Genomic DNA, 19,344 nt, shown 5'->3' with positions numbered 1-19,344 from the left:
AAAAAGGTGCTGTCTTGCGACAACACCTTTTGCAGTTTCTGAGCTGACAGAATAATGTTTAAGTGTGGTAACCGCGTAGCAGATTGTCCACAGCTTCCAGCGTTTCTTTGTCCAGCTTGAGGCGATGCAGCGCATCCATTGCCTTATCGGCGATGGCATCCTTATCTTCCGGCACCGGTTTCGCTGCTGCAGAGGCCTTGGCCGCTTCTGAATCATCGGTGAGCTGGTAAAGGGTCGAAAATACCAGGTGGTTTAACTGAGGAGCCAAAATACCCAGTAGTCTGATAATGGTACCCGTTAAGGTATTCACTTCGGCTGGACGATTAATCATGGCGCTATTCACCAGTTTACCCGCCTGTTCCGTGGTTAGTACGTTAACACTTTGATATTGCGTGGTAGCGGCAATCATCTTAGTGCGCACCAGTGGCATGTGCACGTTGGTAAAGTGAATATTATCCGAAGCATATTCGAATGCAGCGGTATTAGACCAGGCATCAAGTGCGCTCTTCGATGCTGTGTAAGAAGAGAATCTCGGGCTACCAGAGCTCATCGCGGCAATGGTGGAGATGTTCACTACGTGACCGGATTTACGTGCTGTCATTGAAGGCAACAAGTTCATGGTGAGACGAATTGCCGAGAAGTAGTTTATTTGCATTACCCGTTCAAAGTCGTGGAAACGTTCATAAGTCAGTTTTAATGAACGGCGAATCGAGCGGCCTGCATTGTTGATGAGGATATCCACATGGCCATGGTCTTTTAGTACTTTTTCAGTCAGATCATCCAAAGCATCCAGGTCGGATAAATCACACGAGTAACTGACGGCATCACCACCGGCAGCTCTGATTTCTTCAACCGCTATATCTAGTTTTTCCTGAGTTCTGGCCACCAGGATAACCTTCGCACCTGCTTTGGCACAGTTATCCGCCACTTCGCGACCGATACCCTCTGAGCCACCTGTGATCAGTACGTTTTTACCTTCTACCACATCAGGCAAATAATGGGGCTTCATGTATTCTGGATTGAGATTCTGCTCCCAATAGTTCCACAAACGGCGAGCGTAGGTTTTCAGTGGTGGGCAGCTGATATCACTGTCTTCCAGCGCTTTTAGGGTATTGCTACAGTCGTATTCGGTGTTGAGATGCTCAGTGAGCATCACTTCCTTGGGAATTTTCAGGTTTTGTAGAACCTGCATTTTCACACCTTGCACAATGGCCTTGTTCTTCAAGAACATGCGTGGGCCGGCAGGTACAAAATCCATCAATCTTTCAGCGGGAATATCCAGCTTCATGGTGGGGCCTTTCGCGGCCTTGAGGAAGTTATTGATGACCTTGCCGAAGGTCATGGGTTCCGGATTAGTTAAGTGGAAGCATTTTCCATCTAAATCCGGTTTATGACTGATGTGATCTAGCGCATCTGCAATAAAATCTACCGGGACGATGTTGGTGGCGTTGCCACGATAAACTGGTAATGGTACCCAGCGAGGCACTAATTCAGAGATACTATTAATCAGGTTGAAGAAGTAGTAGGGACCATCGATTTTATTGATCCAACCTGTTTTTGAGTTACCAACAACAATACCCGGACGATAAATCCGCCAAGGCACACTACACTCGTTACGCACCAAGCCCTCTGATTCATGTTTGGTCTGGAAGTAGGCATTTTGCTCAACTCCTACCGCTTCATCGAACATACTTTCTTTGAAGACGCCGGGAAAGAAGCCCGCAGCCACAATGGAGCTAATGTGGTGGAAGCACTTAACGCCTAGCTTTTCAGCCAGAGCAATGGCCTCGCGAGTACCGGTAACGTTGGCCTCTTTTTGCTGTTCTTGATCTGCAGTGAGATCGTAAATGGCACCAAGGTGGTAAAAATGATCAATGCTGTCGAGATCGTCAGGATTAACGCCGCACAGACTTTGCCCTAAATCGCCGGGAACAGCCACCAGTTGCTCTTCTGTCAGGCCATGATCAAAGCGCAGTTTCTCGATTTTTTTCACTGATCCGGGTCGGACGAGCGCAAATATCTTTCCATCTCTTTTGCTTAATGATTCTAGAAATTGTTGTCCTATAAAACCGGTCAAACCGGTAACAAAGTAGTTCATGCCGCCTCTCTTATTTATGACGCTTTGGGTACTTAAAATTGTGAACTGTTATCGCTGGGGAGATCCCCATTGGATTTAGTGTAGTTCGGAAACCGGGCATTTCAATTTTTTTGCCCCGTTCTTGGTATTTTGCTGAATAACGAGTGTTTTTCCCGCAATAACTGCTGGATTTTGCAACTTTTGGGGATAGTGCATGAACAGAAGAATACAAAAAAACAGGGCAAACTTGCCCTGGTTTTAATTGATAAAAAGGTCGTTAGCTTTTAGTACAGTTCCGCCAACATAGTTTCGTTGTATTCGGTTAAGCTTTCGCCGCTTTTCACTTTGGCAATGTAATCGGGGTTGGCGATAAAAGGGCGCCCAATTGCCAGCAAGTCAAAGCGCTCTTGTGCGATAGCTTCACTGCCAGTTTCAGCGCTATAACCACCTACACCCATTAAGGTTTTGTGGTAGTGCTTACGTACAAAGTCTGTTGCCGAGCCACCCAGATAATCGAATTGCATGCTGTCATCGAACAAACCCAGGTGCAAGTAGGCCAAGTCACGGTTGTTGAGTTCCCTCAGTAAAAACTCAAATACCGCGCGGTCTTCCTGATGTCCTTGCATATTAAAATAAGCCCCCGGAGAAACACGTAAAGCGGTACGCTCTGCACCGATGCGCTCGATAATGGCATCCACCACTTGCAGCGGGAAACGCGCCATGTTTTCCGGGCTACCACCAAACTCATCATCGCGTTTGTTGGCAGCATGATGTAAAAACTGATCTAACAAATAACCATTGGCTCCGTGAATTTCTACACCATCAAACCCGGCTTGTATGGCATTTTCTGCCGCAGTAGCATAATCGGCTACAAGCTGTGCAATCTCATCTTTGGTGGCAGGTTTGGGCACCTGATACTCCAGTTCTCGCATACGCGGAACGGTTCCTTCGACCTTTTCTGCCGATGGTGCTAACACGTGTTCGCCTTTGTAGAAAAATGGGTGTGATACACGGCCACAATGCCAAAGCTGGAGGAAAATAGTACCGCCTTTGGCGTGTACCGCCTCCGTGACTTTTTTCCAGCCGTCAATTTGAGCCTGACTAAAAATTCCCGGTGTATTGGGGTAGCCCTGTCCATCAGGACGAATAATGGTGGCTTCAGTGATGATCAAACCGGTATCGGCTCGGCGTGCATAATAATCCACTGATAATTGTGAGGGCACCAAATCATCATCCGCCATGCAACGGGTGAGGGGAGCCATAGCAATCCGATTCTGTAATTCAATAGCTTGATTAAGTGCAAAGGGTTGGAATAGGTTTTCAGTCATAAAATCTTTCTCTGTTGACGCTGTAATTTGAATGCCCATTCAAGATAAGGGTTTTTGAATGATCATTCAAGTATATTTTTGAATGATTATTCAAATTAGATTACAATCTCAAACGTTATGACCAACTAAAGTGGAAAATTGAACCTTGAGAAGTGCGGAATTTGACAAAGAGCAGGTGTTACGCAATGCCATAGCCCTGTTTGCCAGCAAGGGGTTTGCTAATACCAGTATGCAGGATCTTAAAAAGGCAACCGGACTGCACCCGGGTTCAATCTATTGTGCTTTCGAAAACAAACAAGGTCTATTGGTGAGTGCCCTGGAGCAGTATCGCAAGGACCGCAGTGTTGAATTCCAGCAGTTGTTTCAGCGAGCTCAATCGGTAAAGGCGGGTTTAAAAGCCTATCTGGATAAAACCATTCAAGATGTAACCTCTGTGGATAATCACTGCGCTTGCTTGTCACAAAAAGCCATGAGTGAAATGTCGCAATTAAACGAGGCAGTTGAGCAAGTGATCAGCCAGAACATCGCTGCCTGGCAAGCGGGCTTTGTGCATGTGTTGCAAACCGCTATCGACAATGGCGAAATATCTTCCAAGCGCAATGCTTCTCAGCGGGCCAGTTATCTGGTGATGGGGTTGAGCGGTATTCGGGTTTTTGCCCAAAGCAATAACGACATTGTGGCGCTTAACGAGTTAGCTGAACAGCTACTGGAAGATGTTTGTCGTTGATACAAAACCAAGACGATTAAGTCTTGGTTTGTCAGTATTTCATTCTCGTTTAGTTTTTCTTTAGTGTCTTAGCAAGGGGCACCGTTGCACGACCTATGAGTTTACTCAGGGTTCCAGATTTTTCCTCTAACCAACCTTCAGCAGCATATCGTTCTGAATCCGCAAGTGCATGAGCAAAGCCTTCGGGTAGGCCCGCGCCTACTAAATGTTGAATTTGTTGTGCTTCACTTTGTAGGTTGAGGTTGATGGATTTGCCTGTTAACTCTTCCAGAGTGTTAGCAAATTCCTCCATTGTCCACCCCGTATCACCTGCTAATTCGTAAATACGGCCATGATGACGGGCAGGGGCTACCAATACGTTTGCGGCTGCTAATGCATAGTCATTGCGTTCAGCAGTGTACAATTTACCCTTACCTGCGGCACTGAAAATGGCACCATTTTGAATTATATCCGCAACACCAGCACTATAATTTTCGGTATACCAGCCATTGCGTAGGATCACATAATTAATACCTGAACGTTGTAAGTAAGCTTCAGTAGGCTGATGCTCTTTGGCTAATATCATTGGGTTCTCTGTCGCCTTTAACACGCTGGTATACACCAGTGTTTCTACTTTGGCATTGTTCGCGGCGTCAACAACCGTCTTGTGTTGAGGTACTCGCTCACCGATAGCATTGCTTGATATTAGCAATAAGGTTTTTACGCCAGACAGTGCCTCTTCAAAATCTTTGGGTTTTGTATAATCTGCCACTCTCACTTCAATACCTTGATGTTGCAATGCCATTGCTTTGGACCTATCTCTAACGATTGCCGTGATATGCTCGGCGTTTGTTTTTTCGAGTAAGTGTTTGATTACCAGTTTTCCCAATGCTCCCGTAGCACCTGTTACTGCGATCATATATTTCTCCTGTATTTTCAGTATCAATCGATAAATTTGAATTCGCAGGCAGTTTATCTTTGTCTTATAGTTGCCATAAGTGGTTCTTAATGGAATGAAGTGTTCCGAAAATGAGTACAATTAAAATTTCGCATTTAAAGCTAATGGCCATCTTCACCTTGGTTGTTGAACACAATAGTTTTGCCGCGGCTGCTCGGGCTTTAAACACCTCCCGCTCTAGAGTGAGCGAGCAGGTGTCGTCATTGGAGTCGGCGCTTGGGGTACGTTTACTGCAAAGAAGTACCCGAAAGTTGTTGTTAACCGAGGAAGGACAAAAGGTATTCGCGCAGTCGGTGCAACTGAATCAAATATTAAAAAATGTAGAAGCCTCAGTTGCGCCAGATAAGCCAGCAGGACGAGTAAGAATTTCTATGAATCATGATATTGCTCATCAATTTTTCTTACCTATTTTCTCGAAATTTAATGAGCAGTTTCCTGATGTAGTGGTGGATTTAGTGCTTGATGACGCACCCAAAGATCTGATCGCAGAACAAATAGATGTTGCTATTCGTATTGGCTTTCCCAAGGATTCGTCACTTGTAGCAAGACCCCTATTTGAGGATTGCTTTCGTCTCTATGCCAGTCCGCAGTTTATCAGTCGGTTTGGAGAACCTGAAAGTTTGCGACGTTTAGAAATGGTGCCTTGGGTAGTGTTGTCGCAGGTGTTTGCTGATGGAATAGTTAGTCTCCAGTATCAAGGTAACATTATTCAGCTAAGGCCACAAAAAGTCACTGTGTGCAACTCTCCTTATATGGTACAAAGAATGGTGACACAGGGAGTAGGGGTTTCAACACTGTTACCTTGTACCGTGGCGGAAGAGATTAGCAACCAGAAGTTGTTGCCTATAATGCCTTTAGTTGAATCTGAGAAACTGATCTTTTCAATAGTGTACCCCTCTCGAAAGCATTTACCTTCTCGTACCCGATGTCTTGTGGATTTTATTCTTCAGAATAATCCATTTGTACTTCAGCCGCGCAACCCTTAGTTGATGTGGTACGTCTGTTTTTTAGCAAAGCTCAAGGTTCTTACTATACTTCTACTAACTTGCTATTGAGTGGCTTACAGAGATTTGTTGTAGTGAAGAGGTTGGTCTTTCCGATAATGTTGCTGGTAGCTGGCTGTTGTTTAAACGCCTTTGTTCTACATGCAAAAGAGCAACCCCCAATTCGAGTTACCTTCTTATCGCCCAATCCTCCTTCTGTTGGGTTTTGGATGCACTACAACAAAACCATGCAAGCAGCAGCTGATAAGCTCAATATTAAGCTCACTGTTTTGCATGCCAAAAGTCTGGATAGATTCGCTTACCTGAATTCATTAGAAGCCATCAATCTCGAAGAGACCGATTATGTGGTGGCGTTAATGCGATACAACGTAGCGCAAAAGCTGGTGGAAAAATTTGAAGGTTCGCCTGTAAAGTTTTTTGCCAGCAATGTTGATGTACCTGAAAAGGACAAAAAAGACATTGGATTACCACGTCAGCGTTATAAAAACTGGATTGGTCATACTATGCCCGACGATTTTCACGCGGGATACTTGTTGGCACAGCAGCTGACTCAGAGTGCCAGTAGCAGCAAAATGGGCTCAGTGGTTGGAGTTTCTGGCTCTCGGGATTCCTCGGTTTCGTTCCTGCGCAACTTGGGACTAAGTGATTATATTGATAATCAAAAGGGCATTAAATTAGAGCAAGTGGTGCACACTGACTGGCGCTATGAAACCGCGCTACAAAAAGGACGCTTGTTATTCAATCGTTACAATGACGCCAAAATTATCTGGTGTGCCAGTGACGAAATAGCACGCGCTGTGTTACACACATTAAGTGGCTATGAGGGGATCAACGATTACCACATAGGAGGAATTGACTGGTCTGCGAGTGCCATTAACTCTTGGGGGCAATCTGGTTACGTTACCTCTGTAGGTGGACACTTTCTTGAGGCGGGTATCGTATTAACGCTGCTCCGTGATTACCACGATGGTCATGATTTTGCTGAGCAATTGGGCACACAAATGCGTCTGAGGATGGCACCATTAAGCGAGCAAAACTTGCCTCTCGTTCGGGACCTCATTCTCAATGAAAACTGGCACAAATTAGACTTCTCAAAGGTATCGCAGTCTTTTGAGGGCGACAGGCATATACTTAGTCAAGACTACCAAGCTGTGCTCAAAGCGGTTTACGTGAAAAATGACGATTGAGCTAATTTAGTTCTGTAAAGCCGCGTCCGCCAGGTCTGGCGTATGTTGATTTAACTTTTGCCTTACCAAAGTAAGGGTGTCTTCAAAACTCATTGCTTCAATTTCTTGCCAGTCGCAAAACTGAAACGTCTGCATTAATTCGCGATGGTCGGCATTTTTATCTGGTGGTTGATAGTCCATTACAAATCCTTGAGCTTCTGCAGCCTTGGCTACTGAAGTCTTAAGGGAGTCGTTATCAATACTATTAAATAATCTTTTATTTTCGGCCATTTGTTGCTGACTGTAACTTTCAGAATGACGTTGTTTAAATACCCACATCATCCATTGGTAATAGGTTTCCAGTAATTCGTTAGGGTGTACTTTGAGTAAACGCTGCATTCTTGTTGATAAACGTTCAAAGGATAGCCAGTCTTGTAAAAACATGCTGCTCAACATCAAATTTAAACCAGACAAGAGCTGACCTGAAAGGTGGTTTTGCTCAGTGCGCAGAGTCAGTGCTGTGTGAAAATGATGTGCTGCCACATCAAATTGCTCTTGCTGTAATGCCACGACACCGAGATTGTTATTCAATGGTGCTTCAAAGCGTTTATGTGGAGACTTTTGAGTACTTTCTAGTGCCAATTGATAAAGCTGTTTCGCTTTCTCTAAATCACTGGTGCGTTTGTTTAAGCCGAGTGATAAAACACTGGAGTAAATGCGCTCTATGTCGTTTGCTTTGTGCAAACTACAAAGGGAAAAGTGAAAAGAGGTTTGATAGTCTCCAAGATGCCAAAGTTGAACGCTGATGGCTCTCAATATTTTACTTTGTTGTTTCGGAGATGAGGCCTCATTGAAGGCATTGGTAATCCTTGTGCTATAGGTTTGCAATACTTGCTTATCGGCAAGGTAAGCACCCGCCCAAAGTGCAGTATGCCAGGCTTCAAATTGCAGTGCTTTGTCTGCAGAGCTAAGTTCCGATTCGGCATTTTGGACAATCTCAAGAGCGACAATAGGCTTCACATGCAAATAATCAAAAGCTTCTTTGAGACGTTCGCTGAGAGAGCCTTGCGTCGATGAGCTGTGAGCTACCGTAATTGTCGTCACAGACAGAGAAAGCGTAAATAATAGTGTGACAATGATTTTCATGGTTAAACTTTGTCATGCCCGAGTTTGTGTAACAGACATACGGTAACCTGGTAGTTAACCACTTAACAATAGCTCGATTTCATTTAGTGTTTCCTTCGTCCTTTATTAATCAAGGTTATGGTTAGTCATCATCAAAAAATTTTCATCGTCACAACAATAAATTTTCGTTGTTCAAATGCCTGAATTCCATCTAAGTTTCGCGAAAATTCATCAGTTTTTGTCTCAATACCGGCTGAACTGATGACGGATTTTTATTTCTTAATATGTTGCCAAAATGAAGACCATGACACGAGAAAAACCCGACGTCGAAATCGTCAGAGATGCTTACGATTATTGTATGGATGCTATGCAAGATAAAGATGCCAGTGATAAGCAAATTTTGCTGGCCATTAATGATGAGATGAGCTCTGAGGGGTATGCGCCGTTTCCTAGCCTGAAGGCTGTGAAGTCCTATATTAAATCCGCCCGAAAAGACTAGCTAAACATCACCATGAAAATTGTTTCTGGCGTTTTTTTCGCCTTTTCCGTATTTGTGCCCGGAAGTGGCCAATGAGCGCTGCCTTTGACTTAAGTTACAACGCCACCGGGGCCGACGAGACGTTGTTTGAACAGATTGCACAGCAGCTAACCACGAAGGGGTTTAGTATCAACCCTTTTGCCTTGCCAGAGCCTTTAACCATCTGTTTACACGAGCATGTGTGTGCAATGCAAAAAGAAGCATTTGAAGCCGCTGGGATAGGGCGAGCCGATGGGCACAATCTCAATCGTTTTGTACGCAGAGATGAAATAAGTTGGATATCAGGTAAAACACCAGCGGGACAAAAGTGGTTGCAATGGGCAAGTGCACTGCAAACATACCTTAATCGCCGACTCTACCTGGGTTTGTTTTCCTTCGAGAGCCATTTCGCAATTTATAGCGAAAACGACTTTTATAAACGCCATGTTGATGCATTTAAAGGAGATTCCAACCGGGTCCTCTCTTTGGTGGTTTATTTAAACCCCAATTGGACCAGTGAAGACGGAGGAGAACTGGTGTTATACCTCAATGAAAAGGATGTTGAAGGCGTTAAAGTCATGCCGGGATTAGGGACAGTGGTGGCATTTCTCAGCGAGGACTTCCCCCATGAAGTATTGCCAGCCAAAAGAGAACGAATTTCAATCGCTGGCTGGTTTCGCGTTAATGGCACGTATCACGACCGCGTCGATCCACCGAGATAAATTGAACTAGAAAACCAGGGCAAATTAACCCTGGTTTTTAAACTACTTTTATTGATTGGCAAATGCAGTATCGTATCGGTCAATAAGCTCGTTAGCATTTTCTGCGCTGTTGTGGATAACAAAATAAATGGGAATTTCTGATATTTTCTTGTTGTTTAATTGCACATCGGGCATGTTTTTTTGCAGGTAATCCATCAACGCCCAGTAGCCTAATACATAGTCAGCTTCTCCTTTTAAAAGCAACTCAATGGCTTCGGGTTTGGTTTTAGCTTTCAGGAAATTTTGACGGGCTTTTTCTGACAAAGCTTCCTCCAGAAAACCGCCGTAGTTATAGCCCCGGGTGAGCACCACACGCTGATTTGCCAACTGTTTTACATTGGCGATATCAGGCCTGTCATCTAGCCAGAAAACCCGCAGATCAAAATGCGCAAAAGGCTGCTCACTATAAAGGACATTGTCCATGCCGGGCACCCCTTTGGGGATGGCGCTTAATTGTACTTTGCCTGTGGCAATTGATGAGTAAAAGCGAGCCATACGAGTGTTGACCGCAATAAATTCGATACCCGCATCTTTAAGTACCGGATTGAGTTGTTTTATCCACAAACCATCCAAATTTCCATCCATATCAAAATAGGTATAGGGTGGGAAAAAGGGGGCCGCCAGTTTCATTTTTTCAGCTGCCTGAGCCACAGTGATGAAAGAGAAACTGAGCAAAAGTAAAACTATGATGCGCAATGCCATGCAAACTATCCGATGAATTATTGTACTGGTATGATGAGCTTAGCTTAATTTTTGTCCATTTGACAATAGCCTGAGTAACAAGCTCTAAAAGCTGTGCCATACTGAGTTTAAAAATTACTGAGCCATCTAATTCAGACAATGACTTCATTTCAGAAATACCTCACTGTAGCCACATCCATATTCCTGTTTTCAACTGCAACTTATTCCGCTGAACAGATTTACCAAGATAAACCGCCGCGCACGCCAGAACTGGCAAAAACAGGAGGTTATTCTGTTGGTGTTAAAACCATGGAAGTTACCAATCCTCAACAGCTAAACATGCAGGATTTTACTAGCATAGTTGATAGAAAATTGACGCTGGAGGTGTGGTATCCAGCGGTTAAAAATACCGGGAATTTGACCACTTACGACAACGTTACCCGCTCCGGTAAGACCTTTAGCATCGCTGCCAGCGCGCGTCGTGATGCCGATGTGGATAAATCAGATAGTTACCCCCTTGTAGTGCTATCTCACGGTTATACAGGATATCGAACCATTATGTTTTACCTCGGCGAGCATTTGGCCAGTCATGGTTACGTGGTGGTGGGTATCGACCATACGGGCTCCACTAATGCAGAGATTGATATTGTTAATGCGCCATTTGCCGGTTTTCCTGACACGTTGCGAAATCGATCTCGGGATCAACAATTCGTATTAGATTATTTTGCCCAAGGTCAGCATTTTATCGCTGAAAACCTGGTCACCAACAAAGCTGGACTGATTGGCTATTCGATGGGAGCTTGGGGGGCGATTAACACTGTTGGCGGTTGCTATCAATTTACTCCAGAGCATTTGCAGCGTTTGGGATTTCCGCAAGAGGCTGCCAATAACCTAACCTCCGTATTCAATTTTTGCAACGCTGGAAAAGAGCAGGTGGATATACGTTGGGCTGCAATGATGGCATTTGCTCCTTGGGGGCAAGAGTTACAATTGCATGCTCCCCAAGCTTTGGCTGAAATCGATGTACCGCTGATGTATGTGGCTGGTGATAACGATGATATCGTGGGCTACGAACAGGGGGTTAAAAAGCTATTCCAGCAAACAGGTGGCAAGGATACCTATATGTTGGTATATCGCGATGCGCGCCACAATTTTGCGCCACATCCTGCACCAAGCGTCGCTTTTGAAGCAGACATCGACCTGGGCCATTATGAGGAGCCCGTGTGGGATGCACAAGTATTGAATCGAAATAATCAGCATTTTGCTCTGTTAATGATGGATTGCTTTGTTAAACAGAAAGAACAGGCATGTGAATACTTACCGAAAAGAGAAAATGCCAATCAAGTAAAACAGGCCGATGGCAAGCTTACTGAGGCCTGGCCGGGGTTTCCGGAGCGTTGGGCAACGGGAATGAGCTTTCACACAAAAAACACAGATGAATGAAAGTGAACGGCTCACCCGCGGTGATGAGTGGTTATTCGGCTGATAACTCGTTTTCTACTTTGCCTTTCCAGGCGTTGAAGTAGTCTTGCGAGTACTGATATTCCTGAAACAGCAACTGTGTCTCACGGTTGCTGTAGATTTGAGCTAAACCTCGGTTCAGCCTCACCAGCTTATTAGATGCTTCTATATTAGATTTGGCAGCCATAGCGCGGCTGTGTTGAGTAGAAAGTGGTAAACCTACTTGCTGCAAGCAAGGTGCTGAATAATTGCAATAGAGCTTACTGATGCTTTCACCAATCATGACATAGTTGATGCGGCCTGATTCCAGAAGTTTCACCAGGTTTTTACGTTCGCTGGCGGGATATATGTGCTTAAAGCCCAACTTTTGCGCAAGTGTTTCTTGAGTTGAATTGGAGATAACACCCACCACTTCCTGCTCAAAATCTACATCTTCAAGATGCAGTATAGGGCTATCGGGGTTGTTAAATAATACCGATGCATCGGAAACCAAAGGCAGTGTGAAATCAGCCCATTGTGCCCGCTCTGGTGTTTTGAACGCACCAAAAACAATATCCAGACGCTGGTCCTTGAGGCGATTGATGGCGGATTGCCAGTTAGTGGCAATTTTAATTAAATCCAAACCCTCTGCCTGTGCCGCTTTTTCTATTAACTTCCACGACAATCCATAAGGCAAAGAGGAGGCAACTTGCTCTCTGTGATCTTCAAATACGGCAATAGTAATCTGATTATCTTCGTCTGATTGCGCAATGACGGAGTGGCTCACTAGCATTAATAGTAAGAAAATGCCGCTACAAATGAGTAAGTGAGTAACGTAATTGAGCAGTTTCTCTGAATTGAATTTGGATTTCGGGTTGTTATTCATTGTGCTTATATCGGTACAATAATGGCTAATGCAAGAAGTTCACCTTGCCGTATATGGCGATACTTCCAAGTCCATCTCCCGAGCTAAAAAAAGAATCAGTTAATTAAACCGTTCCGCCCGGAAAACTACAATGTCATTGTCCTGTATCAGACCTTAGTATGACTATTGGCGTATTTCCCTTAAGCTTGTAAGAGATCGACTACAAAAAACGAACAAGTCTTTGTTTAGGTTGAAAAAATATCCCTAAGTCTTGTGTTTTAGTCGTCGTAACCAAGCAAAAAAAATCGGTAACTGGCGGAGCCGGTTACCGATTCAGGTTAATTGCCTTGGTTATTACTAGTCAGAGAACGAGTAACGCGCACCTAAGACATAGCGAGTACCGTATTGACGAGCTGAGAGAAAATGCTCTTCATAGCGACCAAAATTCTCCTCAACTTCGTTCGTCAGGTTAATGCCTTCGAAGAATACTGTCAGATTTTCATCGATATCATAGTTGACACTCAAATCTAACTGACCGAACTCTTTAGTTTGGGTTGGCTCGCCTGCAGAACCCTGGCCTTGGCCACCACCTGCGTAGTAAGCATCACGCCAAGCGTAAGTGAACTTCACCGAAAGTTCATCGTCTTCATAGAATGCCTGTACGTTTGCAGAATCACTCAAGCCATCTAATGGCGATTGGATTGCAAAACTCGTGGGATCAAATTCTACATCACCGTCAACAAAAGTGGCGTTTACCGCAGCACCAAAGCCAGTCTCACCAAACATGTGCTGTACCGCTACCTCAAAGCCATCCACTGATTTTTCATCCAGGTTTTGCGGTTTGCTGATGGTCCACACGATTTGTGGATCGCCCGGTAGGGGTTCAATCGCATCGTCGGCGTTAGCAAAGCCATTCTCTACCAGATAGTTGTAGATATTGGTTTCATTGGCCTGCATGCCCATACCTTCAAGTGCACTAACGGCGTCGTTCCAGCGAGCACTGTTTTGGATATCATTTAATCCCTCAAAGGTTTCTTCGCTTTGCAAAGTAGCTACGAAGTTTTCCACATCCTTTTTAAAGTAACCAATGGAGGCGTAGCTGGCTTCGCCGTAATAGTATTCCAACGAGATATCCAGGTTAGTAGATTCAAATGGCAACAGACTGGTGTTGCCTTGGCCGCCTGTTCTGGCCCCCGGTTTTGGACTACCTGACAGTGACAGGATGCTCACTAAATCTCCCAGGTTTGGTCGGGCCATGGTTTTACCCCATGAAATACGTCCCACCAGGTCGTCTGTGATGTCTACTTTCAAATCCAGTGAAGGCAAAAATACATCATTTTCACCCTGGTCTACAAAGTATTGCTGATCATCCGAGAACACAGTAATCCACTCCGTAGCTGCTACCCAGTTAACCTGCAAAGGCAGCAACTGAAGTGCACGACTGGTGACGTCGGTTTCTTCATATCTAACGCCTGCGTTCAGCTGAACCAGATACTCACTGACCTCAAAATCCCATTGTGATGCAATGTAGAAAGACGTGGTTTCTTCAAGAATTGAAGCGTCACCTCGGGTGCTGATAAAGTCCGGATCATAGCCAGGAATGTTAGCCGCGGCACGTGAAATGGCCTCATCATAATCAAAGGTATAGTAGTAATTTGTGGCCATATCGTTGCCACCACCACTGAATTCATCCAGGAAGCCCGCTGTGCTGTTGCGCACAAACATGTTGTCCGGGAAAAGGGCTGTGTAGCTCGGGCTGAAGCCCGGGCCACCCATCAGACCGCTCCAGGTATTTTGACCTTCAATGAAGTTTTCAGTGTAAGCGGCGCCCACTTTTAAACTCACCAGTGGGAAGTCGTACGGATTGATCCATTCTACATCTAGTTGAAACTGTTCAACTGTGGCTTCACCGGGGCTGTGTATGAATTGGTCAAAGTTATGATCAATCTCGCTTGGCAGCATCTCGTTGCCACCATTTTGCCAGTATCCCAGGATTTGTGGTATGTCGCCTTCGCGGATATCAAAGGTGGTTCTGTCCACCAGATTGGAACCAAAGATCAACTGACCTGTACTGCCCAAACCAGGATCTGCGCCGTTGTCGGCACCGTTAGACGAGTCATGGTAATCAAAACTGATATTGATGTCTTCGTTGACATTCCAGTCCAGGTTTATCCCGATGGAGTCGGCTTCCACGTCTGTGGTTGCACGGTTGGCTGTAAATGACCCATCGTCGGCTCTGACATCCATATAGGTGACAGTGCCGTTTTCATTGTAGTCAAACGAAGTTACACCACCAAAACCGCCATACCAGAAGCCCCAGCCAACATATTCGCTACCTACGGTGACGCGGGTCGCGGTATAATCTACCGTCGCAATAAAGTCATCGGTAATGGCGTATTGCAGTGTTAACTGTCCGTTGGTACGTTCTCTTTGCACATCATTGATGCCGTAGTTAACATCTTGCGGCAGAAAAATGTTGCCAACGTAATCCTCTCTTGCTGCATGTTCTTCGCTTCTGGAGGCAAAGCTGTTGTCTGAGAACAGGCTTTGCGCCTTCCAGCCTTGAATATTGGCTGACTGCTGCTGAAAGTCACGTTCCTGGTGAGAAAATGACAGGGCAACACCAAAATTATCATCCAGGAATGTATTGCTAATGACCGCAGCGAATTCAGGGGTCACATCATCGCCTTTGACATTTGACTCGTCGTAAATCCCTTTGGCAGACGCGGAGTATTTAAAACCGGGACTGCTCAAAGGTTTGGTGGTCATAATGTTGACTGTGGCACCCAATCCACCACTGGGTAGATAAGATTTAGCGGTCTTGTGCACTTCCAGAGTCGAGACGCCTTCAGATGACAGGTTGGCTAAATCATAGGAGCGGGTATAACCCGTGCCCGGCATTTGCCGACCGTTTAAGGTAACAAGGTTAAATCCCGGGCCAAAACCACGCACGGTAATTTCACTACCTTCACCATTGGAGCGGCTGACACTCACACCGGTAATACGCTGCAGTGATTCAGCCAGGTTGGTGTCTGGAAATTTACCCATTTCTTCTGCCGAGATGGCATCTACGACACCCGCGGAATCCCGTTTGATATCTTGTGAACGGGCTAAACTGCCGCGAATACCCGATACCTCGATTATTTCTACATTGTCACTGGCAGCATCAGTTGCCGCTTCCTGCGCCATAACAGGCGCTACGGTTGTTGCACCCAATAGCATTGAGATGGCTACCGACAACCTGGTTTTTAAAAATTTGGTCTGTTTCATAGTTGTCCTACTTTTAATTCGTATGCTTACTTGGCAGCCTGAAAGCCATAAAAAGTGCTTATTTCAGGCTGCGAGACGCGTTAATTTGTGTTCCTGTTAATTTTCTAGAAATACAACATTATCGATACGATAAACCGCACCTTCTCCGGTTGCCCAAGCCGGGAATACCATGACGACGTCAATCGCTGTGATATCCAGCCCGGCAGCCGCCAGGTCAACCAAATCAAAGGTATAGGTTTGCCATTCGCCAACCACAGGAGCTGCACCTTCATTGCTGGTGGTTAAATCCACTTCAGCGAATCCAGTTGAACCATCGCCATTTGACTCAATCTTTAATAACCAATTAGTAGATTGGCTGGGTGGTGATACTACTTTCATTTCGAACTGAAACTTACCAGTCGCAAAAATCGCTGATGCGTCAAACGGCTGGCCTTCATCTCTGCTGAAAAAGCCCAGCACGGTGCCGTTGTTGTTTTCAATTACAAACTCTGCAACTGCGCCGTGTTCAGCATCATCCATCTCTACTGTGGGAACTGTGCCGCCGCAGCAGTCCCATAGTGGCCAGCCAGCATTCGCTTCATCGGCAAAGATAGTGTAGGCGGCGTCTGATGCGCCACCACCGCTGCTGCCGTTTAAGACGGTGTCGATGTCGGCAGGGTTACCCACGAATACATTATCAACGCGATAGACTGCGCCTTCACCTGAACCCCAAGCCGGGAAGATCATGATGATATCAAGGCCAGTGACATCCAGACCTGCATTCAGTAGATCCTGAAGCGGGAAGGTGTAGGTTTGCCATTCGCCAGTTTGTGGGTCCATAGCTTCAAGACTGCTATTCAAAGGCACTTCAGCAAAGCCCACACTACCGTCACCGTTGGCCTCAACTTTTAATAGCCAGGAGTCGGTAGCCGGTGCGCTTTCTACTTTCATCTCGAATTGTAAGACACCGTTTGCAACTATGGATGAAGCATCGAATGGCGTCGCAGTATCGCGGCCAAAGAAGCCCATCACGGTACCATCGTTGTTGTTGATACGGAATTCGGCTACTTCGCCGTGTTCGGCATCGTCCATTTCAACCGTAGGTACGGTACCGCCACAGCAATCCCATAGCGGCCATGCATCATTAACGCCGTCTGAGAAGACATTAAGTAGTGGACCAGACAGGCTGCCATTGTCATTCGGGTTGTAAATCTTAAGGTTGTTTACGCGATATACTGCACCTTCACCTGAACCCCAAGCAGGGAATATCATGACGATATCGATACCGGTTACGTCAAGGCCTGCTGCCTGTAAATCACTGATTGGGAAGGTATAGGTTTGCCATACGCCAGTGACCGGATCAGCGCCTTCAGTGCTGGTATTCAGGTTAACTTCTGCAAAGCCAACACTGCCGTCACCGTTAGATTCGACTTTCATTAGCCAAGGCGTGCCTGCGGCTGGTGCGCTCACCACTTTCATATCAAACTGCAGTACACCTTCATTTACCAGCGCTACAGCATTAAATGGTGTTGCTGTGTCGCGGCCGAAGAAGCCCATTACCGTACCGTCGTTGTTCAGAATCTCAAATTCTGCGACCGTGCCTTGTTCTTCGTCTTCAACTTCCATAGGTACTGTACCACCACAGCAATCCCAAAGTGGCCAATCGGGGTTTGTACCGCCTTCAAAGATGGTCAGGCTTGGCGAGCCACCTGCGCCAGGTTCACCGATTTCTAAGTTGTCTACGCGGTATACCGCACCTTCACCCGAGCCCCAGGCAGGGAAAATCATGATGATATCGATGCCTGTAACATCAAGTCCTTGCTCTTGTAAGTATGAAAGTGGGAAGGTAAAGGTTTGCCATTCGCCTGCTACCGGGTCGACACCTTCTGTGCTGGTATTAAGGTTAATTTCAGCAAATCCTTCAGAACCAGTGCCATTGGCTTCAACTTTTAAGATCCATGGCGTGCCGGCGGCCGGTGCACTAACAACTTTCATATCAAAGCTCAGTGTGCCGTTTTCTACCATGCCTACGGCATTGAAAGATTCGCCATTATCACGGGCATTAAAGCCCAGAACGGTGCCGTTATTGTCAAGGATTTCAAATTCTACGACGTTACCGCGCTCTTCATCTTCCACAAGCTGTGGCTCTGTGCCACCGCAACAATCCCAGAAGTTCCAATCTGAATTCGCTTCGCCATCACCGAAAATAACCAGTGTTTCATTGGTTTCTGGAGCTGGCAGGGTAGGGATCGGAGCCGTACCTTCAACCAAGGCTCCCGCGTTTTCACCGGTCTGTCCTTCAGCCAGATCGATATCGAGAGTTTCTGGTTGGTCGTAACCTTGTCTTACTGACTCACAACCTCTGCCAGTATCCGGGTCGGCAGAGCACTCGTATACACGTACATAATCGATTTCAAATGATTCACCATCAGCAAAAACATCTGGGTCAATTGCGGTATCTGGCGCTAAACCGGAAAATCCTGCGGGAAGGTTACCGCCCACCGCAAGGTTTAGAATCAGATAAAAATCCTGGTCGAAGGGTCTTTCGTCGTATACCCAGCCTTTTTCACCAGTCAGTGGATCAAATTGCGTAAATGCCCAACCTCTGTGTCTGAGTCCGAAAGGCACGCCATCTGGAGTCAAAAGTGGGTCAGACTGGCGTTGGGTAGCATATAGATAGTCGTTTATGTACCAACGGATTTCGCCTTCTTGCCATTCAATGGCGTAAACATTGAAGTTGTCAGCTGGGTTGGCTGCAGGAACAACGTTATTTCCTGAAGAAATGTTACCCGGCCAATCATCGCCGTAGTGTAGCGTGCCGAATGTGAAGTCAACATTTGAACCCCACACAGCGGTGGTATTCAGGTTGGTTGCTTCCATGATGTCGATCTCACCGGATTTCGGCCATTCGCCATAAACATTGTCGGTGGGTAACATCCAAAATGCTGGCCAGGTACCTAAGCCTTGTGGCAGTTTAGCGCGCATTTCAAAACGACCATAAGTAAAGTCGCCTTTGTTCTTGGTAGTCAATTTCGCGGAAGTATATGGGAGAGGTAATCCAGCCTCTTCGGGGGCAGGCGTCGCAACAATGTTCAAAACGCCGTTTGAGATGAAGGCGTTGCTAGGATCGTCAGTGTAACATTGCTGTTCGAAGTTACCGCCGCCGTCACAGTTAACGTCCAATGTCCACTTATTGGTGTCGATTTCAGCGCCGTCGAATTCGTCACTCCAGACTAGTGTCCAGTCGCTATCAGGTTGCTCTACAGCCGTAACGGGGGGCGTTGCGATTGTCGGGTCGATAACGGTGTTGGTCTCGCTACCACCACCGCAGCCAAACAAACCAACGGACAGAAGGGATAGCGCAAGTATCCTCTTCATTCCGAGTGTGCTTTTAATTACCATAGTTTTCTCCGAGAAGATTTCCAAGTTGTGTGTCCTCTAGGCTTGGTTGTGTCGTTTGTGTCCTT

General features: G+C 45.9%; 13 protein-coding genes and 1 pseudogene. 6 read left to right on the top strand and 8 right to left on the bottom strand.

Features of this window, described 5'->3' with window-relative positions:
- Positions 1-58: 58 nt before the first annotated feature.
- Both ACXAGP_RS02830 and ACXAGP_RS02825 read right to left on the bottom strand, forming a co-directional pair.
- Positions 59-2,098, bottom strand: coding sequence for an SDR family oxidoreductase (locus tag ACXAGP_RS02830; RefSeq protein ID WP_475259395.1), 2,040 nt, complete (start codon positions 2,096-2,098; stop codon positions 59-61).
- A 263-nt stretch (positions 2,099-2,361) separates the two neighbouring features.
- A complete protein-coding gene (locus ACXAGP_RS02825) occupies positions 2,362-3,405 on the bottom strand; it encodes an alkene reductase (RefSeq protein ID WP_475259393.1) in 1,044 nt (347 codons plus the stop codon).
- Between the two features lie 145 nt (positions 3,406-3,550).
- Between ACXAGP_RS02825 and ACXAGP_RS02820 the strand changes: the two genes are divergently transcribed.
- Positions 3,551-4,132 (top strand): TetR/AcrR family transcriptional regulator, encoded by a 582-nt coding sequence (locus ACXAGP_RS02820; protein ID WP_475259391.1) that lies wholly within the window; start codon positions 3,551-3,553, stop codon positions 4,130-4,132.
- 49 nt (positions 4,133-4,181) lie between these two features.
- On the opposite strand, the gene ACXAGP_RS02815 is transcribed toward ACXAGP_RS02820, so the two are convergent.
- Positions 4,182-5,030 carry an SDR family oxidoreductase gene (locus ACXAGP_RS02815; RefSeq protein ID WP_475259389.1) on the bottom strand — a complete coding sequence of 283 codons (849 nt, stop codon included), beginning with the start codon at positions 5,028-5,030 and terminating at the stop codon, positions 4,182-4,184.
- Positions 5,031-5,140: 110 nt separating this feature from the next.
- Between ACXAGP_RS02815 and ACXAGP_RS02810 the strand changes: the two genes are divergently transcribed.
- Positions 5,141-6,055, top strand: a complete 915-nt coding sequence (locus ACXAGP_RS02810; RefSeq protein ID WP_475259388.1) for a LysR family transcriptional regulator — start codon at positions 5,141-5,143, stop codon at positions 6,053-6,055.
- Between the two features lie 116 nt (positions 6,056-6,171).
- Complete coding sequence (locus ACXAGP_RS02805; RefSeq protein ID WP_475259387.1) at positions 6,172-7,260, top strand: ABC transporter substrate-binding protein; 1,089 nt, start codon at positions 6,172-6,174, stop codon at positions 7,258-7,260.
- A 6-nt stretch (positions 7,261-7,266) separates the two neighbouring features.
- On the opposite strand, the gene ACXAGP_RS02800 is transcribed toward ACXAGP_RS02805, so the two are convergent.
- A complete protein-coding gene (locus ACXAGP_RS02800; RefSeq protein ID WP_475259386.1) occupies positions 7,267-8,385 on the bottom strand; it encodes a hypothetical protein in 1,119 nt (372 codons plus the stop codon).
- 283 nt (positions 8,386-8,668) lie between these two features.
- On the opposite strand from ACXAGP_RS02800, the gene ACXAGP_RS02795 reads away from it, so the two are divergent.
- On the top strand, positions 8,669-8,863 hold the full coding sequence (locus ACXAGP_RS02795) for a hypothetical protein (RefSeq protein WP_475259385.1): 195 nt from the start codon (positions 8,669-8,671) through the stop codon (positions 8,861-8,863).
- 71 nt (positions 8,864-8,934) lie between these two features.
- The gene (locus ACXAGP_RS02790; protein WP_475259384.1) at positions 8,935-9,603 is read left to right on the top strand and encodes a 2OG-Fe(II) oxygenase; all 669 of its coding nucleotides are present in this window, start codon (positions 8,935-8,937) and stop codon (positions 9,601-9,603) included.
- A gap of 48 nt (positions 9,604-9,651) precedes the next feature.
- On the opposite strand, the gene ACXAGP_RS02785 is transcribed toward ACXAGP_RS02790, so the two are convergent.
- Positions 9,652-10,344: a substrate-binding periplasmic protein gene (locus ACXAGP_RS02785; RefSeq protein ID WP_475259382.1), complete on the bottom strand. Its 693-nt coding sequence runs from the start codon at positions 10,342-10,344 to the stop codon at positions 9,652-9,654.
- 138 nt (positions 10,345-10,482) lie between these two features.
- On the opposite strand from ACXAGP_RS02785, the gene ACXAGP_RS02780 reads away from it, so the two are divergent.
- Complete coding sequence (locus ACXAGP_RS02780; protein ID WP_475259381.1) at positions 10,483-11,766, top strand: alpha/beta hydrolase family protein; 1,284 nt, start codon at positions 10,483-10,485, stop codon at positions 11,764-11,766.
- A 31-nt stretch (positions 11,767-11,797) separates the two neighbouring features.
- Here the strand turns inward: ACXAGP_RS02780 and ACXAGP_RS02775 are convergent, their stop codons facing one another.
- From ACXAGP_RS02775 to ACXAGP_RS02765, 3 genes and pseudogenes are all read right to left on the bottom strand, one after another.
- Positions 11,798-12,649 carry a substrate-binding periplasmic protein gene (locus tag ACXAGP_RS02775; RefSeq protein WP_475259380.1) on the bottom strand — a complete coding sequence of 284 codons (852 nt, stop codon included), beginning with the start codon at positions 12,647-12,649 and terminating at the stop codon, positions 11,798-11,800.
- Positions 12,650-12,985: 336 nt separating this feature from the next.
- Positions 12,986-15,898, bottom strand: a complete 2,913-nt coding sequence (locus ACXAGP_RS02770) for a TonB-dependent receptor (protein ID WP_475259379.1) — start codon at positions 15,896-15,898, stop codon at positions 12,986-12,988.
- A 654-nt stretch (positions 15,899-16,552) separates the two neighbouring features.
- A pseudogene (locus ACXAGP_RS02765) lies at positions 16,553-19,279 on the bottom strand (family 16 glycosylhydrolase); the annotation flags it as partial.
- Between the last annotated feature and the right edge of the window lie 65 nt (positions 19,280-19,344).

This window comes from Planctobacterium sp. AWM4_229, from assembly GCF_056160305.1.
Note: the sequence above shows the minus strand (reverse complement) of the source record. Positions and strands in the feature narration are given on the sequence as shown.